Genomic DNA, 23799 nt, shown 5'->3' with positions numbered 1-23799 from the left:
TTTCCGTACACCTCCTGCCGTGCCGTGACCACAGGGTTGAGCACCGTGGTGTTTCTTCTGTCTTTCAAGGTCTTGTCCATGGGGAACCGTGTGTGGTGCGATGCATGCCACTCGTGCAAGTAAGCACTTTCAGGAGGCGCGTCATGACCGGTGTCCTTGAGGAGCGTGCGGAGATCGAGCGGGAGATCGCGGGCCGGACGGTCTGCGACCAGCTGAAGGAGGCGGCCGAGAGCGATCCCGACGCGCCGGCCTACTCCGATCCGGTGGAGGGGGGCTGGTCCACCCTGACCTACGCCGAGGCCCGGCGGCGCGTCCTGGAGATCGCCGCGGGTTTCGTGGCCCTCGGGCTGGAGCCGGGCGAGGCGGTCGCCCTCATGATGATCAACCGCAGTGAGCACGTGCTGGCGGACCTCGGCGCGGTGCACGCCGGCGCCGTCCCGTGCTCGGTCTACTCGACCTTCGCGCCCGAGCAGGTGGCCTTCGTCGCCGGCGACGTCGGGGCCAGGATCGCGGTCCTCGGCGGCCCGGCGGACCTGGCGCGGTGGGAGCCGGTCCTGGACCGCCTCCCGGACCTTCGCAAGATCATCGTGCTTGAGGGCGCCCCGTCCGGCGACCGGTTCGTCTCCTGGGACGACTTCCTGGCCCTCGGCCGCGAGCGGCTCGCGACCGACCCCGGCACCGTCGACGCCCGCTGGCGGGCGGTCACCGCCGACGACACCCTCACCGTGCTCTACACCTCCGGCACCACCGGCAACCCCAAGGGCGTGCCGCTCACCCACGCCAACGTCTTCTACGAGGTCGTGGCGACCAACCGGATGGCCAACCTGCCCGTCAAGGGCACCCAGATCTCCTACCTGACGTACGCCCACATCGCCGAGCGGGTGCTCAGCCTCTACCTGCCGCTCTTCAAGCTCTCCCACGTCCACTTCTGCACCGACCTCGCCCAGCTCGGCGCGGTCCTCGGCCAGGTCAAGCCGGTGCTGTTCTTCGGCGTCCCGCGCGTGTGGGAGAAGATGATGGCCCGCCTGCAGGCGCTGCTGTCCACCCAGCCGGAGGAGCAGCAGGAGAGCGTCCGCACGGCGATGGCCGCCGGGCTCGCCTACATCGAGGCCAGCCAGTACGGCGGCACGCTCTCGCCCGAGGTGCGGGCGGCCTACGAGCAGGCCGACGCCTCCCTGCTCTCGCTCATCCGGTCGCTGATCGGCCTCGACAACGCCGGCTGGCTGGCCACCGCCGCCGCGCCCATGCCGCTGGAGGTCCAGCGCTTCTTCGCCGGTCTCGGCCTGAAGGTGCTGGACGTCTACGGCATGACGGAGACGACGGGCGCGTTCACCGCCAACGCCCCCGACCGCTTCAAGCTCGGCACGGTCGGCCAGGCCGGTCCGGGTGTCGAGGTCCGCATCGCCGAGGACGGCGAGATCCTCGCCCGCAGCCCCGCCAACGCCCGCGGCTACCTGAACCGCCCCGAGGCCACCGCCGAGCTGCTGGACGAGGACGGCTGGCTGCACACCGGCGACGTGGGCTCCGTCGACGAGGACGGCTTCGTCAGGATCCTCGACCGCAAGAAGGAACTCATCATCACCGCCGGCGGCGAGAACATCTCCCCGGCCAACATCGAGAACCTCCTCAAGGAGCACCCGCTCATCGGCCAGGCCCTCGCCTACGGCGACAGCAGGCCGTACCCGGTGGCGATCCTCACCCTCGACGGTGAGGCGGCCCCGGGCTGGGCGCAGAGCCACGGCATCGAGTTCACCACCCTCGCCGAGTTCGCCCAGCACCCCGACGTCCTGAAGGCCGCCGAGGCCGCGGTCGCCGCCGCCAACGAGAAGCTCGCCCGTGTCCAGCAGGTCAAGCGCTGGCGGCTGCTGCCGGTGGAGTGGACGGCCGAGACCGCGGAGCTGACCCCGAGCCTGAAGCTCAAGCGCCGCGTCATCCACGCCAAGTACGCCGAGATCATCGACGACATGTACGCCGGCGACTGAGCCGGGTCCCGGTCCCGGGCGCCCGCCGGTGCGGGGTGCCCGGGACCGGCCCGCACGATGCCCGGCCTTCCACCGCGAAAGTGGAGGTGCCGGGCGTTTCCCCGTGCCGCTTTGCCAACCGGGCGTGTGTCGGCTACCCGATCCTTACCGGCGGTTCCCTAGCGTCCGGAACCATGACCATCAACTTTGGCGAGAGGGCCGCCGGACTCACCGGGCGGGGGAACCGCGTCCCCATCACGGTCGGGCCGTCCGGAACGGCAGGGGCTCGGCCGTCGTCCACCTCGGCCGGGGGAGGCGGGAGGCCGCTCTCTTCGGGGAGCGGAGGAGCCATGAGAGTCCTGCTGGCGTCCCTGGCCGCGGGGGCCGTGTCCCTGCCGGTGCCCGCCGGGGCCCCGGCCGCCGCGGTCGAGGATCTGGTGATCCGCTCGGTCACGCTGCGCCCCGCCGCCCCGGTGGTCGGGCCGACCGACGCGGTACGCCTGGTGATCGAGGTCGTCGCCCGCGGTGTGGCCGGCCCCGCGGGGGTGACGATCCAGGTCGAGCCGGGGGCGCCGCCCGGCTCCGGGGCCACGGTCTTCCCGGTCGGCGTGCCCGACCCGGCCGCTCCGGATCCGCGTCCCCGTCCGGGACCGCGTCCCGAGCCGAGACCGGGGCCGGACGCGTCGCCCGCTTCGCGCCCGGCCCCGCGGCCGGGTCCGGCGGTGCCCCCGGACGCCGCCGGACCCGGCTCCGCCGTTCCCGCCCGTCCGGGTCCGGACGCCGCCGTCCCCGTCCGTCCCGGTCCCGCCGTTCCCGTTCCCGTCCGTCCCGGCCCCGGCGCGGTGCCCCGGCCCGGCCCGTTCCTCGCGCGCGGCCCGGCTCCGCTGGCCGGTCTCGCCGCGCCCCGGCACGCCGTCCCGGGCCACGCGGCGACCGGCGCGGGCGCGGTCGTCTCCCGGGCCGCGGACGGGTGGGAGACCTGGCGTTTCGCGCCGGAGGACAGCCTGGACCGCTGGTACCCCGCCGGCCGCTGGACCGTCACCGTGACCGCCAGGGGCACCGGCGGCAGGACTGTCACCGGGCACGCGGGCTTCTGGCTCAAGCGCGAGACCAAATTCAGCGCGGTCCAGGCGACCGGCAGGGGAGAGGGCACGCGGGTGCGCGGCGCGCTCAACCGGGTCGACCCGCAGGGGTACCTGGACTACGCCCCCTTCCCCGACCGGCCCGTCGAGATCCTGCACCGAGCCTCGGAACGGGAGGAGTGGACGGAGATGGGCACGACCACAACCGACGCTCACGGCCGCTTCGGCCGTACCCTGCCGGTCCGCCCGCGCGGCGAGTGGCGGATCCGCTTCGACGGGTCGCACCGCTACGCCCCCAGCCTGAGCGCCGTCCACCGGATCCCGTCCTCGTAGGACCCCGCCCCGGCAGCTCGTCTCCGGGGCGTGTCCGCGGAGCGATCGGGCTTCCGGAACGGCGTCCCCGGGGCATGCCCTCGGAGCGATCAGGCCTCTGGCGGAGCATCCGGATCCTCGCCGGCCAGGAGTCCGGCAAGCACACCGGGCGTCACGATCCGGCCGGCGAGAAGCGGGGGAGACCGCGAAGGTCTCTCCCACCGGGCCGGACGAGGTACCCGGGGAGGACGGCCACCGGGCCCCCATCCCCCGGGCCGCCCGGCGGGGCCGGCCGTCCGGCCGTCACGGCCGGCGCTCCCGCGACATGCGGCTCCGGCCGCCGGCCGGTCAGCCGCGGGTCGGCTACCTCACCCTGATCGTCGTCGCCATCCCCTTCTGGAGGTGCCTGTCCACCGGGCACCACACCCTGTACGTCCCCTTTTTCAGGGAGACCGTGAGCTTCGCCCTGCCCCCGCCCGGGATGACCTTGGAGGTGGTGCTGACGCCGGGCCCCTTGATCGACAAGGCGTGCGGGGCGAACCCCACGTTGCGGATCCTGAACGTGTGGGTTCCCGGGTGGAAGTTCTTCTTCGAGAGCGCGATGAAGAACTCCGACTCGATCACTTTGACGGGCGTGTCGCCCGCCCAGGCCTGAGGCACCGCCGCGGCGGTCGTACCTCCGAGGATTCCCAGTGTCAACGCGGCGGCGGTGAGCCCTTTCACCAGACGGGGCGCGCCCCCGGAACGAATCACAGCAGACATGATCGCCACCCCCTCATCGCGGCACCGATGTCGGCTATGCAGACGCCTTCTCCGTATCCCCCGATGATTCCCGGGCGCGCGTAACACCAGTCTCAAGAAACTCCCCGCAACACGCAGGCCTTTGCCGCGGCTGCTTTACCGGGTGCGAGAACTGCCGCGTGACGGCCGGCGGCACGGCCGCCCACCCCGGGCCCGGAACGGAATGACCTCACCCGGTGCCACCGGACCTCGGCACCGGTTCCCTAGGCCAGGGCGCGCACCGCGGCGCCGAACACGGCGGGCATCCGCCGGGCCGCCGGGACGATCAACCGGGCGGCCGGCCCGAAGCGGCGCGTGCCCACCAGCGCCGCGGTGAGCAGCCGGTGCCGCCACGACAGCCGCCGCCAGGCGGCCTCGTACGACTCGGCGGCGCCGGAGCGCAGGCAGCCCACCAGCACGCGGGCGGAGGCCAGCGCCAGCGACACGCCCTCGCCGGTGAGCGCGTCGACGTAGCCGGCGGCGTCGCCGACCAGCAGCACCCGCCCGGCGACCCGGGCGCGCACCCGCTGGCGCAGCGGCCCGGCACCGCGCACCGGGGTCACCGCGGGGACCCGCAGCCGCTCCATCAGCTCAGGGAAGTCCGCCAGGTGCTCCGAGTAGCCGCGCCGCCGCGAGCTCAGCACCGCCACCCCAACCAGTTCGTCACCCACCGGCGTCACGTACGCCTCCCCGTCCGCCGCCCAGTGGACCTCGACGAAGTCCGTCCACGGGGCCACGGGGTAGTGCCGGCGCAGGCCGTACCTGCGGAGCCCGCGGCAGGGCAGCTCCAGCCCGAGCCGGGCGCGCAGCGGGGAGTGCAGGCCGTCCGCGGCCACCAGCCAGCGGGCCCGCAGCCCCGCCGCCTCCACCCCGGTGCCGTCCTGCCGGACCTCGGTCACCTTCCCCGGGACGATCTCGACCCCCAGCTCCTTCGCCCGCAGGGCCAGCGCGGCATGCAGCGCCGTCCGCCGCACCCCCAGCCCCGGCCCGCAGCGGAACGGCGCCTCGGCCTCCCGCCGCCCGTCGAGGTAGCGGATCCCGCGCAGGGCCCGGCCCTCCACCCGCACGCCGAGCGCGCGCAGCGCGGCGGCCCCGGTGGGCATCAGTCCCTCGCCGCACGCCTTGTCGACCGGGACGGGCCGCGGCTCGACCACCACCGCCTCCATCCCGGCCAGCGCGGCGTTGACCGCGGTGGCCAGTCCCGCCGGCCCGCCGCCCGCGACCAGGACGTCGATCATGCCGGGGCCCGCCCGGCGGCGGTCGCGGGGGCGAGCGAGGCCAGCGCGGCCTCCTCGCACCGGATCCGCACCGCCATTAGCACCGCGTTGAGCACGGTGAACGTCAGCGCGGTGATCCACGCCCCGTGCACCAGCGGCAGCGCCGCGCCCTCGACGGCCACGGCCACGTAGTTGGGGTGCCGCAACCACCGCAGCCGGTACGGGCCGCGCTCGACCAGCGGCAGGCCGGGTACGACGATCACCTGGGTGTTCCACTGCCGGCCGAGCGCGGCGACGCACCACCAGCGCAGTCCCTGCGCGGCGACCACCAGGGCGAGCATCGGCCAGCCGAGCGCCGGCGTGAACGGCCGGCCGGCCAGGCCCGCCTCCACCAGGCACCCGGCCAGCAGGCCGGTGTGCAGGGCGACCATCCAGGGGTAGTGGCCCCGGCCGTGCACCACCCCGCCGCGGGCCGCGCTCCAGCGCGCGTTGCGCCGGGCGACGACCAGCTCGGCGACGCGCTCCAGGCCGACGAGCAGCACCAGGAGCAGGTACCAGGACGACAGGTGCCAGGACATGGGCCCTCACCAGCGCAGCAGGACGAGTTCGGAACAGAATCCCGGCCCCATGGCCAGCAGGAGCCCCGGCGTCCCCGGGGGCGGCGGGCGCAGAGCGAGGGTGTCCCGCAGGACACGCAGCACGGAGGAGGACGAGAGGTTGCCGACCTCGGCCAGCGAGCGCCAGGTGAGGTCCAGCGCGCCCTCGGGCAGCCCGAGCGTCTCCGCCACCGCCTCCAGCACCTTCGGCCCGCCGGGATGGCACACCCACGCCGTCACGTCCCCGCCGGCCAGGCCGTGGTCGGCGAGGAAACCGGTGACGTCGTCCGCCAGGTAGGCGCGCACCACCTCCGGGACGCTCGCGTCGAGCACCACCCGGAAGCCGGTCTCGCCCACCTCCCAGCCCATCACACCCTCGGAACCGGGATAGAGGCGGCTGCGCGAGGCCACCACCGCGGGCCCGCCGCGGGGAGGACACCCCGTCCGGGGGCGCCGCGCGTCGCCGCAGGCGACCACGGCCGTGGCCCCGTCGCCGAACAGCGCGCTCGCGACCATGTTGGCGACGGACGCGTCGCCGCGCTGCAGGGTCAGCGAGCACAGCTCGACCGAGAGCAGCACGGCCACGTGGTCCGGCCAGCCACGCAGGTAGTCGTGAAGACGGGCGATCCCGGCGGCCCCCGCGACGCACCCCAGGCCGAACACCGGCACCCGTTTGACGTCGGGGCGCAGCCCGAGCCGACCGGCCAGCCTGGCGTCCACGGACGGCGCGGCCAGGCCGGTCACCGAGGTGAAGAGGATCATGTCCACGTCCTCCGGCGCGATCCCGGCCGCCGCCAGCGCGCCGCCCACCGCCTCGGCACCCAGCTCGACGGCGGTCTCGATGAAGGCGTCGTTGGCCGCCCCGAAACCGTCCAGCTTGGCGTACTGGTCGAGGGGGAGCGCCAGGTGGCGGAAGTCCACCCGCGCGGAGGCGTGCAACCGGTCGAGCAGCCGCCGGTCGGCCCCCTCGGGCAGGCACGCGCGCGCGAACGCGTCGGTGATCTCCGCCTGGGAGTAGCGGTGGGGAGGAAGTACACCGTGAACTGCGGCGATTCGCGTCATCTGGCGGCTACCCCCGGCTCGCGAACAACGGACACCCCCCTTGTGCCCAACTGCCTGTGCGACATGCATGATCGCTGCCCGGGACGTTTCCGGCGGCGGCCGCCGGGCAGGTCCGTCGGTGGCCCCGGAGGCCTGGACGACGGTTCCGCGGGCGGCACGAACACGATCACGGGAGGTGTCCGCGGTGGCTTCACGCGAGGTCCGGGCCGCAGCCTCCCCGGCCTTCCCGCGCGATCCCCGCCCGCGCCCTGCCGCCCCGCGTTCCCTCGCCTCGCGCTTTCCCACGGCCCCGCGTCTCCTCACCCCGCGTTCCCTCGCTTCGCGCTTTCTTCGCCCGCGCTTTCTTGATCTGCGTTTTCCCGGTTCGCGCCTTCCCCGCGGGCCGAGGCGGCGCCCCGCCGGAGGGCGTCCCGCCTACCATCGAGCGATGACGACAAGCGGGCACCCGTCTTCGGACCCCGGCACCGCGCTCCGGGCTGCCCGGGGGCTGCTGCTCGCCTGCCACCCGGGCCCGACCGCCGCGGTCACCGCCCTGGTGACCGCGCTGGCCGCGGCGAGCGGGCGCGGCACGGCCGGGAGCGCCCTGGTGGGCGCGGCCGTGCTGGCCGGACAGCTCTCGATCGGCTGGTGCAACGACGCGGTCGACGCCGGGCGGGACGCCGCCGCGGGCCGCGCCGGCAAGCCCGTCGCGGGCGGCGCGGTGAGCGCCCGGACGGTGTGGACCGCCGCGGTGGTGGCCGCGGCGCTGTGCGTCCCGCTCTCCCTGGCCTCCGGCCCGGCGGCCGGCGCCGTCCACCTCACCGGGGTCGCCGCGGCCTGGGCCTACGACCTCGGGCTGAAGGCGACCGCGCTGTCGTGGCTGCCGTACGCGGTGGGGTTCGGCTCGCTGCCGGGGTTCGTGACCCTGGGCCTGCCGGGACACCCGTGGCCCGCCTGGTGGGCGGTCCTGGCGGCGGCGCTGCTCGGCTGCGGGGCGCACCTGGCCAACGTGCTCCCCGACATTCCCGCGGACCTCGCCACCGGGGTCCGGGGCTGGCCGCAGCGGCTCGGTGTCGCTCGCGTCCGCCTGCTGGTCCCGCTACCGCTGCTGGCGGCCACGGCCCTGCTCGTGTTCGGCCCCGGGGAGCCGCCGGGCGCGGGGAGCTGGGCCGCCCTCACGACGGCCGGGGTCCTCACCGCCGCCGGGCTCGCGCTCGGCCGGGGCTCGCCCCGGATCCCCTTCGCCGCGGCCGTCGCCGTGGCCGCGGTCGACGTCATCCTGCTCCTCGCCCGCGGTACCGCCATCACCGCGCCCTGACCCGTGCCCGCCCGGCACGTCCGTACGAGAACGACGACCCGATCGGAAGCCCCCATGCCCGACGTCCACGCCGGGGACGACACCGGCCCCCGGGACGACACCCGCCTTCGCGATGACGTCTGCCCCCGGAACGGCACCGGTCCCCGCCACGGCACCCCCTCCCCGGACGGCACCGCTCCCTCCGCACGGGAGGACACCGCCTCCCGGGAGGACGCCCCTGCCCTGGCGGGCACCGTGGAGAACCCCTGCCGGGCGGGCACCGCGGCGGACGCCCGCCCCTGGGAGCCGGAGGCCCTGCTCCACGCCGACCCGTGGCCCCTGCTCGCCCGGCTGGACCTGGCCGACCGCCCCGAGGCCGGGCCGGAGGCCAGGCTGGCGGCGGCGGTCTACCGCACCTCGTTCGACGCCCACGCCCCCCACCCCGGGGAACGCCGGTGGCTGCTCGGCCTGGACGCCGCCCGCTGGGGTGCGGTCGGCCTCCTCGCCGCGCTGACGGACACCCCGGCCCGGGAGCCCCCGTCCTGGCGTCCGGTCTGGGCGACCGGCGCCCGGACCGACGAGCGCCTGCGGCTGTCGTGGCTGGAGAGCGTCCAGGACGGGGCGACGGTCCACGCGGTGATCCCGGTCGGCGACCGGACGGCCGTCGTGACCACCGGCCGGGACCGGGGATGGCTGCGTGATCTGGAGACCGGTGAGCGGATCGGCCGGACGCTCACGCTTCCCGGGCGGCCCCCGGGGCTGACCTCGGTGGCGGTCGCGGAGGTCGGCGGCCGTCCCGTGGTCGTCGCCGACGGCCGCGACCCCGGCGGGAGCCTGCCCACGGTGGAGGTGTGGGACGCCGCCACGGGAGAGCACTTCGGATCGATCCTGACAGGCCACGCCGGGGGTGTCGCGGCCGTGGCCACCGCGACCGTGAACGGACGGGCGACGGTCGTCAGCACCGGCTGGGAGGGCGACGTGGAGATCCGCGACCTGCTCACCGGGGACATGACGCTGCCGCCGCTGCTCGACGCCGACGCGGTGTCCGTCGAGACGGCCGCGCTCGACGGTCATCCCGTCACCTTCGGCGGGTTCGCCGAGTTCGGCTGGAGTCCCCTCGTCACCTTCGGCGGTGTGGCCCCGCCCGGCGGGAGCCGTCCCGCCGGAGACGGCCGGACGGTCCCGCCGGGCGGTGACCCCGTCGTCGTCACCACCGGCAGGTCGGGCGAGCGCAGGATCTGGTGGTTGCGCGCGGACCGTCCGCCGTCGCCCGCGAACGGCCCGGCCCCGCCGCCCGCGTGGTCAGGCGCGGCCGTGGTGACCGACGGGGAGGCGGTCGTGCCGCGGGACCTCCGCTCCGGCGCGCCGGTCGGCCCGCCCCTGCCGTTCGCCCACGTGCCGTGGGGACTGGCCCGCGCCACCCTGCGGGGCCGGCAGGTGCTCGTCACGGGCGCCCCCGACGGGCGGGTGCGGGTCTGGGATCTCCAGGCGCGCGAGGCGTACGAGCCTCCGTGCGAGCCCTGGCCGGACGATCCGGGGGAGTTCCCCGAGCCGCTGGGACGGCCGTTGCCCGGCCACGCGGCCGAGGTGTGCGAGCTCACGGTCGTGACGGGCGGCGGACGCACGACGGTGGTGAGCCGGGACGAAGAGGGCGGGACGCTGACCCGGGACGCGCTGACCGGGCAGCCGGCCGGCCCGGTCGATCCGGTGGACGAGAACCGCGCCGTCCGGGTCGAGCGGGCCGAGGGCAACCGGGTGACCCTGCACGACCCCCGCACCGGCCAGGCGCTCGGGCCGCCCCTCGGTCCCTTCGCCGGAATCCCCGCGGTCTCCGTCACCGAGCTGGACGGCGTGCCCGTCGTGTTCACCGGCGACCGGGCGGGGTCGGTGGACCTGTGGGTGCTGCGCACCGGTGAGCGGCTGCCGCGCCCGGAACGCCCGGCGAGCACGGTCAACGTGGTCGAGACCGTCTTTCTCGACGGGCGGCCCGTCGCGGTGACCGGCAGCACCGGAGGGCCCTCCCGGGTATGGGACCTGCGCGACCGCCGCCGGCTCGACCCGCCCCTGGACACCCGGGAGGTTTACGCCCTGGCCGCGACCGAACTGGACGGCCGCGCGCTCGTCGCGACCGGCGGCTACGCGCTCCCGTACGGTGAGGTACGCCTGTTCGACCTGCGCACCCGCGAACCCGTCGGCCCCCCGGCCCGCTTCCCCGAACCCGTCCGCGCCCTCGCCTGGACCCCCGGGGGCCTCCTCCTGGTCGCCTTCGGCCCCGAGGTGGCCGCCGTCCGCCCTCCGCTGCCCCGCGCCCGGCCGTGAGCGAGCCCGCCCGGCCGTGGTCGTCATCCGGCCGGAGGCGGGACGCGTCGGACGAGTTCCAGCTCGACCCTCCGCCTGGGGCGCAGCGTTATGGCTGGGAAAGGTGTGACGGGTCCGGTCCCGCGTACCACCGGGCGGAACCGGCGCAGGATAGCGGCGATGATCAAGGGTGCTTCGATGTAGAACAGATGCTGGCCGAGGCACTGGTGCGGGCCGCCGCCGAACGGGAAGTAGGAGTAGCGGTGCCGGCGCGTGGCGGCGTCGGGGGAGAAGCGCTCCGGGTCGAAGTCGAGCGGGCGGTCCCAGAGCTCGTCCAGCCGGTGGGTGGCATAGGGGCTGACCAGCACCTGCGAGCCGGCCGCGATCCGCACCCCGCCGAGGTCGGCGGACTCGACGACCTCCCGCGACCAGAGCCAGGCCGGCGGATACAGGCGGAGCAGCTCCTGCAGGACCATCTTCGTGTAGCGCAGCTCCGGCACATGGGCCGGGCGGACCGGTCCGTCGCCGACGACCCGGTCGACCTCGTCGACGAGCCGGGAGTACACCTCGGGGTGGTCGTCCAGCACCGGCCAGAGCCAGGTCAGGGTCATCGCCGTCGTCTCGGTGGCCCCGCTGTAGACGCCGACGACGTCGTCACGCAGGCTCCGGTCCTCCTCCTGGCCGCCTGCACGGGCCCGGCACAGCGCGGAGACGACATCGGTGCCGTCATCGGGCTCGGCCCGCGCGTTGGAGATCAGTGAGTACATCACGTCGTCCACCACCTTGGTGGCCCTTGCCACCGCGCGGTCGCCCGGCAACGTAATCGAATAGGGAAAGAACGGCATGAGCAGCCGCAAGCCCATCGACGAGGCCGCGGTGTCGAGCGCCGGAGTGAGGCGTTCCTCCTCCGCGTGAGAGATCTTCTCTCCGAACAGCACCCGGATGACGGCCCTGTTCACGATGCGCGCCATCGTCTCGGCGGCGTCGACGGGACGTCCGGACAGGGCCGCTTCGTCGAGATCCTCGACTGATTTCGTGATGGTCTTCGCCAGTTCCTCCGACAGGGACGCGACATACCTGGCGGTGAACAAGGGCTGGAGGATCTTCCGGCTGGACTCCCACGCGGGTCCTTCCCCGATGATGGTGGTGCCGAGGACACGCCGGAGCGGACGCCAGAACATGCCCTCACGCGCATAGTTCGACCAGTTGCCCCGCATGACCTGCTGCACGTGATCGGGGTGGGTCGCCAGGTAGGGCCGGAACGGCCCGAGATCGAGCCGGACGACTCCACCGCCGGCTTCCGCCGCGATCTTCGTGAGCGCGTCCAGCGGGCCGCGCGCGAGCATCGGGACGAGGCGGTGGAAGGGTACGGTCCTGGTCCGCGGGAGCGGCTGGGCGGCGTGGACGTGAACGGGCATTCGATCCTCCTTCGAGGAGTGGCCCCGGGAGGCGGGAACCTCCCGGAGACGGTCAGAGAACGACGACTCCGCTCAGGAGCACGTAGCAGAACATGTAGGTGTAGAGCAGGTACGTCTGGTGATCGTCCGCGGGCGTGCGCCGCCGGACGACCCGCCAGGCGATGGTCCAGCAGACGGCGGTGAGGACGAGGGCGCAGGCCGCGGCCGCGATGTGGTCTTCCTCGGGTACGTAGAGGATGAGCGCGAGCAGGATCGGCATCACCGCCACCCCCACCGCCAGGTGGCGTCGCGTCGCCCGCTCTCCGAGCAGCAGGGGGAGGGTTCTCCGGCCCGCCAGGCGGTCGCCGGCCATGTCCCGCAGGTCCTGGATGTGCACCGCGGCACCGGCGATGATCAGCGAGATCGCCAGGATCCACCGCCAGGCGGTGCCGTCCAGCGGGCCGGCCATCGTCCAGGCGGCCGCCAGCTGGGCGATCGTGCCGAGAACCATGCACAGGTTCTTCGTGGGTCCCCAGCGGCCCCAGCCGCCGAAATTATGAAAGATCGTTACGGCCTGCCACAGGAGCGTCCAGAGCAGGACGTCGAGTGCGAAACCCGCGACCGTGAACAGGGCCATCGCCGCGCCCCACCGGCGCCGGGCGCCCGCGGTGGTCACCAGACCGCTCGGCAGGGGCCGGTCCGGCTTGTTGGCGCGGTCCTCCTCGACCCCGGCGATCTGGTTGGACACGCAGAACGTGTACAGGTAGAGGAACGTCCACAGCGCGTTCTTCCCGGCGGCCCACAGCGCCGGGCCCGCGGGAAGCCCGTGATGGACGGCCGCCGCGCCGACGAACAGCGAGGTGGGGATGATCGTGCTGCTGAGGTCACGGTAGACGAAACGCCAGGTCAGGACGGCCTCACGGACGGCCCAGGGTCGGAGGGGAATGCCTTGGGCGTGGGGCGGCCCGGCGTGTTCGCATGTCCCGGTCATCGGCCTTCTTCCGGCTGGTCCTCTGCTCCCGCGTCGGCCAGCTTCAGCGCCTCCTCGATGAGGGCGTCGACGATCTGCGATTCGGGGACCGTCGCGACGACCTGTCCTTTGACGAAGATCTGGCCTTTGCCGTTGCCCGAGGCGACGCCGAGGTCGGCCTCGCGGGCCTCGCCGGGGCCGTTGACCACGCAGCCCATCACGGCCACCCGCAGAGGGATGGGAAAGCCGTCGAAGGCGGCGGAGACCTGCTCGGTGAGGCGGTAGACGTCGACCTGGGCCCGGCCGCAGGAGGGGCAGGAGACGATCTCCAGGGTGCGCTCTTGCAGGCCCAGGGCCTGGAGGATCTGCCGGCCGACCTTGATCTCTTCGACCGGCGGGGCCGACAGGGACACGCGGACGGTGTCGCCGATGCCCTCGGCGAGCAGGACGCCGAAGGCGACGGCGGATTTCACGGTGCCCTGCAGCAGGGGGCCCGCTTCGGTGACGCCCAGGTGCAGGGGGTAGTCACAGCGGGCGGCCAACTGCCGGTAGGCGGCGATCATCACGCGGGGGTCGTGGTGTTTGACCGAGAGCTTCAGATCGGTGAAGCCGTGTTCCTCGAACAGCGAGCATTCCCACAGGGCCGATTCCACCAGGGCCTCGGGGGTGGCGGTGCCGTGTCTGGCCAGCAGCCGCGGGTCCAGGGAGCCGGCGTTGACACCGATGCGGATGGGGACGCCGGCGTCGGCGGCGGCGCGGGCGATCTGCCCGACCTTGTCGTCGAACTTCTTGATGTTGCCGGGGTTGACGCGGACCGCGGCGCAGCCGGCGTCGATGGCTGCGAAGACGTAGCGGGGTTGGAAGTGGATGTCGGCGATGACGGGGATGCGGGCTTTGCGGGCGATGACGGGCAGGGCGTCGGCGTCGTCCTGGGAGGGCACCGCGACCCGGACGATCTGGCAGCCGGCCGCGGTCAGCTCGGCGATCTGCTGCAGGGTGGCGTTGACGTCCGCGGTGGGGGTGGTCGTCATCGACTGCACCGACACGGGGGCGCCGTCGCCCACCGGGACCGGGCCCACCATGATCCGCCGGGAGGGCCGCCGGGACGTGGCGAGCGGTGCGGGCGCGGGCGCGGGGCGCTTGGGCATGCCGAGGTCAACGGTCATGAAACGTCACCTGCCGGTAAGGGGGAATCATCGGGTGCGGGGTGGGTGCCGGTGCTGTCATGACGCCGGAGCCGGGTGCGGGTCGCGGGCGGGGGTGTGGGCCGGGTGGCGGGTCAGCGGCCGTAGGCAGAGCAGGCTGACGGCGGTCAGGACCGCCGCCGGGCGCGCGTCGATGTCGTGCAGGACTTCCGGGATCTGGTAGAGGTCCATGTCCGTTTCCGGGGTGAGAGGGCCGGGGTGCCGTTTTCCGGGTCGCGGGGCCGGGCCGCTAGCTGCGGGGCCGGGCCGGGGCAGGATCAGGGGGTGCGCAGGTCGGCGCGGAGCTCCTGGGGCAGGGCGAAGACGGTCGTCTCCCGGGCGGCGGTCACCTCGGTGACGTCGGCGAAGCCGCGTCCGGCCAGGTGGGCGAGCACGTCTTCGACCAGGTTGCCGGGGACCGAGGCGCCCGCGGTCAGGCCGACGGTGGTCGCGCCGGTGAGCCAGGCGTCGTTGATCTCGTGGGCGTAGTCGACCAGGTGGGCGGCGCGGGCGCCGGCGTCGAGGGCCACCTCGCGCAGCCGCTGGGAGTTGGAGGAGTTGCGTGAGCCCACCACGATGATCACGTCGCAGGAGGGGGCGATCTGTTTGACCGCCTGCTGCCGGTTCTGCGTGGCGTAGCAGATGTCGTCGCTGGGCGGAGACTGCAGCAGGGGGAAGCGATCCCTGAGCCGGTCCACCGTCTGCAGCGTCTCCTCCACCGACAGGGTGGTCTGCGACAGCCAGGCCACCCTGGCCGGGTCGCGGACCGTGACGGTGGCCACGTCGTCGGGGCCGTCGACGACGCGGATGCGGTCGGGGGCCTGCCCGGTGGTGCCGATCACCTCCTCGTGGCCGTGGTGGCCGATGAGGAGGATGTCGTAGCCGGCGGCGGCGAAGCGGCGGGCCTCGTGGTGGACCTTGGTGACCAGCGGGCAGGTGGCGTCGATGGTCTTCAGGGAGCGTGCCGCGGCCGAGGCGTGCACCTGGGGGGCCACGCCGTGGGCGGAGAAGATGACGGTGGCGCCCTCGGGGACCTCGTCGTTGTCGTCGACGAAGATCGCGCCGCGGGCGGTGAGGGTCTCGACCACGTGCCGGTTGTGCACGATCTCCTTGCGGACGTAGACCGGTGGCCCGTACACCTGCAGGGCTTTTTCCACGGTCTGCACCGCGCGGTCCACACCGGCGCAGTACCCGCGCGGGCTGGCCAGCAGGACACGCTTTCCGGGGCTGCTCATGCCCGTACCTCTCTTTCCGGCTTCAGGCCGTTCACTCCGGCGACGGCGGGGGGTCGGATGCGCGAAACGGCCAGGCCGTTCTCCGCCGTCCGCCGCGGGTCGGCCGTCCGGTGGGCGAGGAGACGCAGGATCTCCCGTTCCAGCGCCGTGGCGCTCAGGCCGATCTCCTCCAGCAACTCGGAGCGGCCGGCCACGGGCAGGAACGCGGCCGGGATGCCGGCGTTGTGGCAGGGCACGTCGAGGCCGGCGTCACCCACCGCCTGGGCGAGCGCGGCGCCCACACCACCGGCGCGCACGCCGTCCTCGACGGTCACCACGAGGTCGTGGCGTGCGGCCAGGGACACCAGCGCCGCGTCGAGCGGCTTGGCCCAGCGCGGGTCGACCACGGTGACCCCCACCCCGTGCGCGGCGAGCCGCTCGGCGACCTTCACGCAAACGGCGGCCATCACGCCCACCGCCACCACCAGCGCTTCACGGTGCCCGCCGGACGCGGCGTTGCGATACAGCACGTCCAGCCCGCCGATCCGGTCCACGGCCGGCACGTCGGGGCCCACGCCGCCCTTGGGGAAGCGGAGCACCGTCGGCGCGTCCGTCACCTCCACCGCCTCCCGCAGCTGTGCTCCCAGCTGCGCGGCGTCGCGCGGCGCGGCCAGCCGCAGCCCGGGCACCACCTGCAGGACGGACAGGTCCCACATGCCGTTGTGGCTGGGCCCGTCCTCACCGGTCACCCCGGCCCGGTCCAGCACGAACGTCACTCCCGCGCGGTGCAGCGCCACATCCATCAGGACCTGGTCGAAGGCCCGGTTGAGGAACGTGGCGTAGACGGCCACCACGGGATGCAGCCCGCCGGCGGCCAGACCGGCGGCGCAGGTGACCGCGTGCTGCTCGGCGATGCCCACGTCGAACACCCGGTCCGGGTAGGCGTGCGCGAACCGATCCAGACCGGTGGGGTGGAGCATGGCGGCGGTCAGCGCCACCACCTCGGCGCGCTCGTCTCCCAGGCGGGCCAGTTCCTCGGCGAACACCGCCGTCCACGTGCGCGGGGCACCCGCCGCCGTCGCGGGGCGGCCGGTGGCGGCGTCGATCACGCCGATGCCGTGGAAACGGTCCAGGGGGTCGTCCTCGGCGTGCCGGTAGCCGCGCCCCTTGTGGGTGAGGCAGTGCACGACGACCGGACCGCCCGCCGCGCGGGCCGCGCGCAGCGCCGCCTCCAGCGCGGCGATGTCGTGGCCGTCGACGGGGCCGAGGTAGGCCAGACCCAGGTTCTCGAACAGCGACGGCGCCCGGCGCTCGCCGCCGGCCCGCAGCGCGGCCAGATGCTCGGCGAGCCCTCCGACGGTCGGCGTGTACGAGCGCCCGTTGTCGTTGATCACGATGACCACCGGCCGGTCGCGGGCCGCGGCGAGGTTGTTCAGCGCCTCCCAGGCCATGCCGCCGGTCAGCGCGCCGTCCCCGATGACCGCGACCACCGCGCGGTCGCTCTGGCCGCGCAGCCGGTAGGCCCGGGCCAGGCCGTCGGCGTAGGACAGCGCGGTGGAGGCGTGGGAGTTCTCGATGAGGTCGTGCGCGGACTCGGCCCGGCTGGGATAGCCCGACAGGCCGTCCCGGCGCCGTAATCGGGAGAAGTCCTGTCGGCCGGTGAGCAGCTTGTGCACGTATGCCTGGTGGCCGGTGTCCCACAGGATGTGATCCCGTGGGGAGTCGAAGACCCGGTGCAGTGCCAGGGTGAGCTCGACCACGCCGAGATTCGGCCCCAGATGGCCGCCGGTGCGCGAGACCGCCTCCACCAGGAACGAACGGATCTCCGCGCTCAGCGGGACGAGCTGCTCGGGTGTCAGATCCTTCAGGTCGCGAGGTGAACGAATATCGGCCAACACGATCGCATGTCTTCCTTTCAGCTCCCTCCCCGCCGGCGGGGACGCCCGCGGGTGAGGCGTCCCGCCCGGACCGCGAAGGTGAGCGATTCGGGTCCGCCCACGCTCGCTCCCACCACTTGTGACCTGATTGAAGGCAGTTGCCGATGATCATCTGAGGGTGTGGGAACCGGATCGCCCGGTGATCGGGGAAGGGGTCCGGCCGTCCCGGGGGTCTCCGGCCCCGGGACGGCCGGTGACGTGGTGACGTACGCCGCACGGCCGGTCACCGCGCCCGCCGGAGGGGCCGAGACTGATCATTCACAGGTGGCCCAAGTGGTTGACAAGGACGGTAAGTCAGCGTGACCGGGTCTGACTCACCCGGTTCCGCGCCAGACGGGGCCGCTCCTGAAGGAGACCGCCGATGTCACCTCAGCCAGGCAGAACCCTATCCTCCGATGTTCTGGGCGAGATACCGGACCCGCGAGCGCGTGACCTGCGATCCGGCGTCCGGTTTCCGTCCCTCGTCACCGCGCGTGAGGTGGACGAACTGGTACGACCGGCGATCCGTCAGGCGGTGTCGGGGCTTCCCGACGGGGTGCGCCGGGTGGTGGAGTACCACTCCGGCTGGTCGAGCGGCTCCGCGGGCGGGGGCAAGGCGTTGCGGTCGGCGCTGGTGCTCGCCGCGGCCCGCGCGGTCGGCGGGGACGTGCGCCATGCGGTTCCGGGGGCCGTGGCCGTGGAGTTGGTGCACGACTTCTCCCTGTTGCACGACGACGTGATCGACGGCGACCGGATGCGGCGGCACCGGCCCGCGGCCTGGGTGCGGTTCGGGACGGGCGCGGCCGTGCTGGCCGGGGACGCGCTGTGGGCGCTGGCGCTGCAGGTGCTGGGCCAGGCCGGCAACGCGACCGCGCTCGGCACGCTGATCCGCACCATGGCGGATCTGATGCGCGGGCAGAGCGAGGATGTGGCGTTCGAAAGCCGCAACGACGTCACCGTCGACGAGTACCGGTCGATGGCCGAGGACAAGACCGGGGCGCTGCTCGGGGGCGCCTGCGCGCTCGGGGCGCTCCTGGGTGGTGCGTCGCCGGATCAGGCCGGGCAGTTGGAGCTGTTCGGCCGGCACCTCGGGATCGCGTTCCAGTGCGCCGACGACGTGCTGGGGATCTGGGGCCGCCCGGAGCGCACCGGCAAACCGGTGGGGAGCGATGTGGCGGCACGCAAGAAGACGTTCCCCGTTCTCGCGGCCCTGGCCGATCCCGGGGACGCGGGCCGGCGCCTGGCCGAGATGTACCGCCGGGCGGACCGGCCGGCCGAGCGGGAATGCGCGCTGATGGCCGATCTGATCGAGCAGGCCGGCGGCCGGACCGCGGTCGACGCCGAGGCGGAGCGCCAGGTCGGCATGGCCCTGGCCTGCCTGGACCGGGCCGGGTTGGCACCCGCCCGGTGCGAGGATCTCCGCCTGTTCGCGTCCTGGGCGGTACACCGTGACCACTGATGTGAGCGGGGTCACCCGGGCGAGGCCGGTTCCCGCCGTCGGCCCGGTGGACACGCGGTGGTTCGGCCTGGAGGTGACCGCTGCCGATCCGGCGGAGGCACACCGGTCGCTGGAGATTGTGGCGGCGGCGGACACGGGGGTCGTGACCGTCCAGCTGATCGGCCGCATGCGCGGATGGGCCGAGCGGCTGGGTGCCCCGTTCGACCCGGGCACGGCGCCGCTGTGTTGTCTGACCGCCGCCAACGGCACGCCCTGGCTGTCCGCGTCCGCCTGCTACCCGGTCGCTCAGACGGCGGCCTGGCTGCTCGCGCTCGATGCCTGGTCGGACGGTCCCGGCAGTGATTCGGCCACCGTGGCGGACGGCGTGGCACGCTACCTGGCGATCGTCCAGGGCGAGGCGCCCGAGACCGATGACCCGCTGGCGCTCGCGCTCGCCGAGATCCGCGACCGTGTCCACGGCGGGCCGTCGTCCGCCGCCGTGTACCCCTGGTGGCAGCAGGCCGCCGTCGCCTCCCTGGTGGGCACACGCTTCGAACGGCAGGCCGCCGACGCCGTCGCGAACGGGGGGACGCCGCCGTCGTTCGAGGAGTATCTGCGCCACGCCGGCGGCAGTATCGGCCTGGGGATGATCGTTGCGGCGGCGTGGTCGGCCATGGACGAACCGGACCTTCCCGCCCGGCTCCCGGCCCTACGGCAGCCGTTGCAGGACGCCTCGATCGCCCTCCGGCTGGCCAACGACGCGCGCGGGCACGAGCGCGAGCAGGCCGAGGGCATTCTCGACGCCTTCGCCCTGGGGCTGTCTCCCCGGGATCTCACCGGGCTGCTGACGGAGCACCTGAACCGCTGCCGGGCGCGGCTCCGGTCGCTGGATCCGGACCGTCCCGGTCCCGCCCTGGCCCTGGAGCGGCACCTGGTCTGGGGCGTCCGCATGTACCAGCGGTTCGCCGCGGGTCACACCGGCTGAACATGCCCGCCGTGATCGCGCATCTCACGACGCGCTCATACGACGAAGGACATGCATGATGGATGAGGTATCCTCCCCCCTCGCGACACACGTCGCGCCGTCCGCCGCGGACGACGTGGTGGCCGGGTTGACGGCCCACCCCCGGGGACAGATATCGCCTTCGGTATACGAAACCAGCCGTGTCACCACGCTGGCTCCCTGGCTCCCGGGTCTCGGCGGCAGGCTCGGCTTCCTTCTCCGCGCCCAGCACCCCGACGGCACGTGGGGCGCCCCCGGCGGGTACGCCCTCATCCCGACGCTGAGCGCGACGGAGGCGTTGCTGACCACCCTGCGCCGATGGCAGTCGCGGGCGCTTCCCGACCCCTCGGGCGTCGAGTACGGGAAGTTGGCGGCCGCCGCCGGCCGGGGCCTGTCCGCCCTGCTGGCGCTGCCGGACCGGGGCGGCTCCGTACCCCTCCCGGACACGGTGGCGGCGGAACTCATCGCGCCGGCGCTGGTGGCGGAGGTGAACGCGCATCTCGATCGCCTCACGCACGATCCGATCGCCGGTCTCGACGCGCGGGGCTCCGGTGCCCGCCTGTCTTCGCCGAGGACCGCGGACCCCGAGACGCTGGGCCGGGTTCGGGCGCACCTGCGCGGGGGCGGGGACATCCCGGCGAAGCTGTGGCACTCCCTGGAGGTCCTGGGTGGCCTGGCGGGCGCCGCCGGGTCGGTCCGGCCCGTCGCCGGTGCCGTCTGCTGCTCCCCGGCCGCCACGGCGGCATGGCTCGGCCCCCAGCCGGACACCCTGAGGTTCGGCCCCTCCATCGCCTATCTCCACGCCGCGGCGGCTCCCCACGGGGGAGCGGTGCCGAGTGTCCTGCCGGTCACGGCCTTCGAACGGATCTGGACCGTGGGGACCCTGATCGGAGCCGGTATCGACGTGCGCGTTCCGCCGTCCCTCATCGCGGGCCTGGAAGACCGCTTGGACGCAGGCGCGCTGGGAGGGGCACCGGGCCTGCCCCCGGACGCCGACACCACGAGCGCGGCGCTGGCCCTCCTGTCCCGGGTCGGCCGTCCGCGCAGCCCGGACTGCCTGTGGGAGTTCGAGTTGGACGACCACTTCTGCTGCTGGCTCGGGGAGCGGACCCCGTCGCCGACGGCGAACGCCCACGTCCTCGAGGCGTTCGGGGAGCACGCCAGGCGGGCACCCGGCCATGCCGACCGCCACCGCGCCGCGATGGACAAGGTCTCCTCGTGGCTGGTCGGAGTTCAGCACCCGGACGGCTCCTGGACGGACAAGTGGCACGCCTCCCCCTACTACGCGACCTCCCACTGTGCTCTGGCCCTGGACCGGATGGCGGGCGGTCACGCCGACAGCGCGGTGCTGCGGGCCATCGACTGGGTCCTCGCCACCCAGAACGCCGACGGCTCCTGGGGGATATGGGGTGGCACCGGCGAGGAGACCGCATACGCCGTTCACATCCTGCTGCGCACCCGGCATGGACGGGCCGACGCGGAAGCCCGGCGAGCCGCGGCCCGGGGCGGCGCCTTCCTCCGCAGGCAGGACGCCGGCCGGCACCCGGCCCTGTGGCAGGACAAGGACCTCTACACGCCCGTCGCCATCTGCGAGGCCGCGCGGCTGGCCGCCCTGCACCTCGTCGGGGAGCACGCCGCGTGAGGTGAAGCGGCACACGGCAGGCCCCGAGCCCCGGAGGGCTCCGTCGCAGTCCGCCATCCCCGGCATCCGTCGGGCATGCGGCCGATCCCCGCGCCGCCGGCGCCGGGACGCGCGGATTCCCGCGGGCGAACCTCACCGGTGCGGCCGCCGTCACCTCCTGTCCGGCCGGCGCCGGAGCGCCGGCCGGACGTCCCACGGTTCACAAAGGCCACTTCCGGCACTCAGTGCCTCTTTCCGAGGTTGAGGAACTCCCTCAAACAGGGAGCGCATCACCCGTAAGGGTGATTTTATGTGCCCCGATATCCCCCGGGCGGCGGACGAGCCTGGAAATGACGGACACCTATCGTCTCGGTTGCAGGGGTGATCTTAGGGAAAACCCCAGGAAGATCACCCTTCACCGCGTTACTGACAGTATCTGCCACACGGCCGGGGGATGGTCTTCAGTGACGATCTTGCGGTTGTGCCGAGTTTAGGTGGTCCGGTGAAGTTCCGGGTTCTCGGCCCTCTGGAAGTACACGATGATGATGGAACCGTTATCGATCTCGGCGGACGGCGTCCGCGTACCGTGCTGGCACGGCTTCTGGTCGCTCAAGGGGCGGTGGTCTCCACCGACACGTTGATCGACGATCTGTACGGCGGCGCGCCGCCGGTGTCCGCTCTGCCGACGCTGCAGTCGTACATCTCCAACCTGCGCCGGGTCATCGAGCCCGGCCGGAGCCCGCGGACGCCGCCCCGGCTGCTCATCGGGCAGCCACCCGGCTACCTGCTGGCCGCCACGGACGTCGACGCGATCCGCTTCACCGAACTGGTGAACCGCTCGGAGCTCCGCCCGCCGGGGGAGGCGCTCACCTGCCTGGACGAGGCGTTACGCCTCTGGCGCGGGGTGCCCTACGGCGAGTTCGGCGACGAGACATGGGCGATCACCGAGATCAACCGTCTGTACGAGCTGCGCCTGGTCGCGATCGAGCGGCGCGCCCAGGCCCTCCTGTCCCTCGGCCGCCCGCAGGCGGTGATCCCGCAACTGGAGGTCGAAACGACCGCCAACCCGCTCCGCGAGCGGCTGTGGTGCCTGCTCGCGCTCGCCCTGTACCGCACCGGCCGCCAGGCCGACGCGCTCGCCGTGCTACGCGACGCCGGCGACCTCCTGGCCGACCAGCTCGGGCTGGATCCCGGTCCCGAACTGCAGACGCTGAAAGACGACATCCTCCGGCAGGTCGATTCGCTCGAACCTGTCAACGTCGCCGCTGCTCTCGTGTCCCAGACGCTCTCCGCTCCGCAGCGGGCTCTGCACGGCAGGGAGAGGGAACTCACGGAGTTGAGCAGGCTGTCGGCCCGAGCGGCGATGAGCGGCATGGCCGTCGCCGCGGTCAGCGGCGAGCCGGGCATGGGCAAGACCTTCCTGCTGGAGACGTTCCGCGATCACTGCACCGACCGGGGAAACCTGGTGCTCTGGGGGCGATGCCACGACACCCAGGGAGCGCCCCCGCTGTGGCCGTGGACGCAGGTACTCTGCGCACTCGCCCAGCGTTTCCCGCCGCCCGACCGGAAAGCCCTGGCCGGTCTGCTGGACGACCGGGCATCCTCCGAGGCGACCGAGGGCGCGCTGCTCCGCCGGAACCAGGCCGTCGCCCAATGGTTGGTCGAGGCGGCGCGGGACCAGCCCCTGGTCATCATCCTGGACGACCTGCACTGGGCCGACCCCGCCTCGCTGGAACTGCTCAGAGACCTGATCGTCCTCCTCGGCGGGCCGCTGGACGGCCCCTCTCTCACCCTGGTCACCGCCTTCCGCGACATGGTGTTCCGGCACGGGGCCGTTCCCCCGGACGTGGTCCACGGTGGCGTGGCCGGGCTGTCGGCGGACGAGCTGCTCGGCCGCCTGGCCGGCTACGACCTGCTCCGCCTGAGCCTCACCGGCCTGGACGCCCGCGAGGTGCGAGCCATCGCGGGCGAGATGGACATGGACCTGGACGAGCCGACGGCCCACACGCTCACCGCGCGTACCGGCGGGAACCCGTTCTTCGTCCGGGAGAGCGTCCGCCTGCTCGCCCAGGGCCGCCCCCTGGACGCGGTGCCCGACGCGGTCGCGAAGCTGATCCGCCAGCGGGTCGGCGCGCTCGGGGCGCGGACCGGCGAGGTGCTCGGGATCGCCGCGGTGATCGGCCGGGAGTTCGACCCCGCGGTCGTCGCCGAGGTCGCCGAGATCGGCGGGGGCGAGGTCTACGACCTGCTGGACCGGGCCGTGCGGGCCGGGCTGGCCGTCGCCCACACCGACCGGATGGCCTTCGCCCACGACCTGATCCGCGAGACCCTCGTGCGCGACATCCCGCCGCTGCGCAGGGCGGCCGTCCACCGCGACGTCATGGCCGCCCTGTCGGCCCGGCCCGGCACCGACGTGACCGTCATCGCCCACCACGCGGTCGAGGCCGGGCCCAGGGCGTACGCCGAGGCGGC

Annotated in this window: 18 protein-coding genes; 9 read left to right on the top strand and 9 right to left on the bottom strand. The window is 73.8% G+C overall.

Annotation, left to right across the window (positions count from 1 at the left end; all coding sequences use genetic code 11):
• The first annotated feature begins 143 nt into the window (after window positions 1-143).
• The 3 genes from ABD841_RS10330 (at window position 144) to ABD841_RS10320 (ending at window position 4010) form a co-directional block, all read left to right on the top strand.
• The gene (locus tag ABD841_RS10330; RefSeq protein ID WP_344970103.1) at window positions 144-1982 is read left to right on the top strand and encodes an AMP-dependent synthetase/ligase; all 1839 of its coding nucleotides are present in this window, start codon (window positions 144-146) and stop codon (window positions 1980-1982) included.
• Between the two features lie 329 nt (window positions 1983-2311).
• Window positions 2312-3376 (top strand): hypothetical protein, encoded by a 1065-nt coding sequence (locus tag ABD841_RS10325; protein ID WP_344970101.1) that lies wholly within the window; start codon window positions 2312-2314, stop codon window positions 3374-3376.
• Window positions 3377-3680: 304 nt separating this feature from the next.
• Window positions 3681-4010, top strand: a complete 330-nt coding sequence (locus ABD841_RS10320) for a hypothetical protein (protein WP_344970100.1) — start codon at window positions 3681-3683, stop codon at window positions 4008-4010.
• A 349-nt stretch (window positions 4011-4359) separates the two neighbouring features.
• On the opposite strand, the gene ABD841_RS10315 is transcribed toward ABD841_RS10320, so the two are convergent.
• The 3 genes from ABD841_RS10315 to ABD841_RS10305 are packed head-to-tail and all read right to left on the bottom strand — an operon-like array spanning window position 4360 to window position 7010.
• A complete protein-coding gene (locus ABD841_RS10315) occupies window positions 4360-5373 on the bottom strand; it encodes an NAD(P)/FAD-dependent oxidoreductase (protein ID WP_344970098.1) in 1014 nt (337 codons plus the stop codon).
• Complete coding sequence (locus ABD841_RS10310) at window positions 5370-5930, bottom strand: isoprenylcysteine carboxyl methyltransferase family protein (RefSeq protein WP_344970096.1); 561 nt, start codon at window positions 5928-5930, stop codon at window positions 5370-5372. The genes ABD841_RS10315 and ABD841_RS10310 overlap by 4 nt, the downstream gene beginning before the upstream one ends.
• A 6-nt stretch (window positions 5931-5936) precedes the next feature.
• Complete coding sequence (locus tag ABD841_RS10305) at window positions 5937-7010, bottom strand: type III polyketide synthase (protein WP_344970095.1); 1074 nt, start codon at window positions 7008-7010, stop codon at window positions 5937-5939.
• A gap of 427 nt (window positions 7011-7437) precedes the next feature.
• Here ABD841_RS10305 and ABD841_RS10300 point away from each other — a divergent pair, with 427 nt between their 5' ends.
• Window positions 7438-8307, top strand: a complete 870-nt coding sequence (locus tag ABD841_RS10300; protein WP_344970093.1) for a UbiA family prenyltransferase — start codon at window positions 7438-7440, stop codon at window positions 8305-8307.
• Between the two features lie 54 nt (window positions 8308-8361).
• Window positions 8362-10605 (top strand): WD40 repeat domain-containing protein, encoded by a 2244-nt coding sequence (locus ABD841_RS10295; protein WP_344970092.1) that lies wholly within the window; start codon window positions 8362-8364, stop codon window positions 10603-10605.
• Between the two features lie 23 nt (window positions 10606-10628).
• Here the strand turns inward: ABD841_RS10295 and ABD841_RS10290 are convergent, their stop codons facing one another.
• The 6 genes from ABD841_RS10290 to ABD841_RS10265 form a co-directional block, all read right to left on the bottom strand.
• Window positions 10629-12002: a cytochrome P450 gene (locus ABD841_RS10290; RefSeq protein ID WP_344970090.1), complete on the bottom strand. Its 1374-nt coding sequence runs from the start codon at window positions 12000-12002 to the stop codon at window positions 10629-10631.
• 52 nt (window positions 12003-12054) lie between these two features.
• A complete protein-coding gene (locus ABD841_RS10285; protein WP_344970088.1) occupies window positions 12055-12972 on the bottom strand; it encodes a UbiA family prenyltransferase in 918 nt (305 codons plus the stop codon).
• Window positions 12969-14117, bottom strand: coding sequence for a flavodoxin-dependent (E)-4-hydroxy-3-methylbut-2-enyl-diphosphate synthase (gene ispG, locus ABD841_RS10280; RefSeq protein WP_344970087.1), 1149 nt, complete (start codon window positions 14115-14117; stop codon window positions 12969-12971). Before ispG ends, ABD841_RS10285 begins: the two co-directional genes overlap by 4 nt.
• Window positions 14118-14174: 57 nt before the next feature.
• Window positions 14175-14327: a hypothetical protein gene (locus ABD841_RS10275; RefSeq protein WP_344970086.1), complete on the bottom strand. Its 153-nt coding sequence runs from the start codon at window positions 14325-14327 to the stop codon at window positions 14175-14177.
• Window positions 14328-14413: 86 nt separating this feature from the next.
• Window positions 14414-15370, bottom strand: coding sequence for a 4-hydroxy-3-methylbut-2-enyl diphosphate reductase (locus ABD841_RS10270; RefSeq protein WP_344970084.1), 957 nt, complete (start codon window positions 15368-15370; stop codon window positions 14414-14416).
• Window positions 15367-17247, bottom strand: a complete 1881-nt coding sequence (locus ABD841_RS10265; RefSeq protein ID WP_344970082.1) for a 1-deoxy-D-xylulose-5-phosphate synthase — start codon at window positions 17245-17247, stop codon at window positions 15367-15369. Before ABD841_RS10265 ends, ABD841_RS10270 begins: the two co-directional genes overlap by 4 nt.
• Before the next feature lie 517 nt (window positions 17248-17764).
• On the opposite strand from ABD841_RS10265, the gene ABD841_RS10260 reads away from it, so the two are divergent.
• The 4 genes from ABD841_RS10260 to ABD841_RS10245 all read left to right on the top strand — a co-directional run.
• Window positions 17765-18724, top strand: coding sequence for a polyprenyl synthetase family protein (locus tag ABD841_RS10260; RefSeq protein WP_344970080.1), 960 nt, complete (start codon window positions 17765-17767; stop codon window positions 18722-18724).
• The gene (locus ABD841_RS10255; protein WP_344970078.1) at window positions 18714-19688 is read left to right on the top strand and encodes a terpene synthase family protein; all 975 of its coding nucleotides are present in this window, start codon (window positions 18714-18716) and stop codon (window positions 19686-19688) included. The genes ABD841_RS10260 and ABD841_RS10255 overlap by 11 nt, the downstream gene beginning before the upstream one ends.
• Before the next feature lie 55 nt (window positions 19689-19743).
• Window positions 19744-21348: a prenyltransferase/squalene oxidase repeat-containing protein gene (locus ABD841_RS10250; protein ID WP_344970077.1), complete on the top strand. Its 1605-nt coding sequence runs from the start codon at window positions 19744-19746 to the stop codon at window positions 21346-21348.
• A gap of 565 nt (window positions 21349-21913) precedes the next feature.
• Window positions 21914-23799, top strand: a 1886-nt coding sequence (locus ABD841_RS10245; RefSeq protein ID WP_344970075.1) for an ATP-binding protein, incomplete at its 3' end; no start/stop codon positions are given.

The sequence above is a fragment of the Streptosporangium fragile genome, assembly GCF_039534445.1.
Lineage (GTDB): Bacteria > Actinomycetota > Actinomycetes > Streptosporangiales > Streptosporangiaceae > Streptosporangium > Streptosporangium fragile.
Note: the sequence above shows the minus strand (reverse complement) of the source record. Positions and strands in the feature narration are given on the sequence as shown.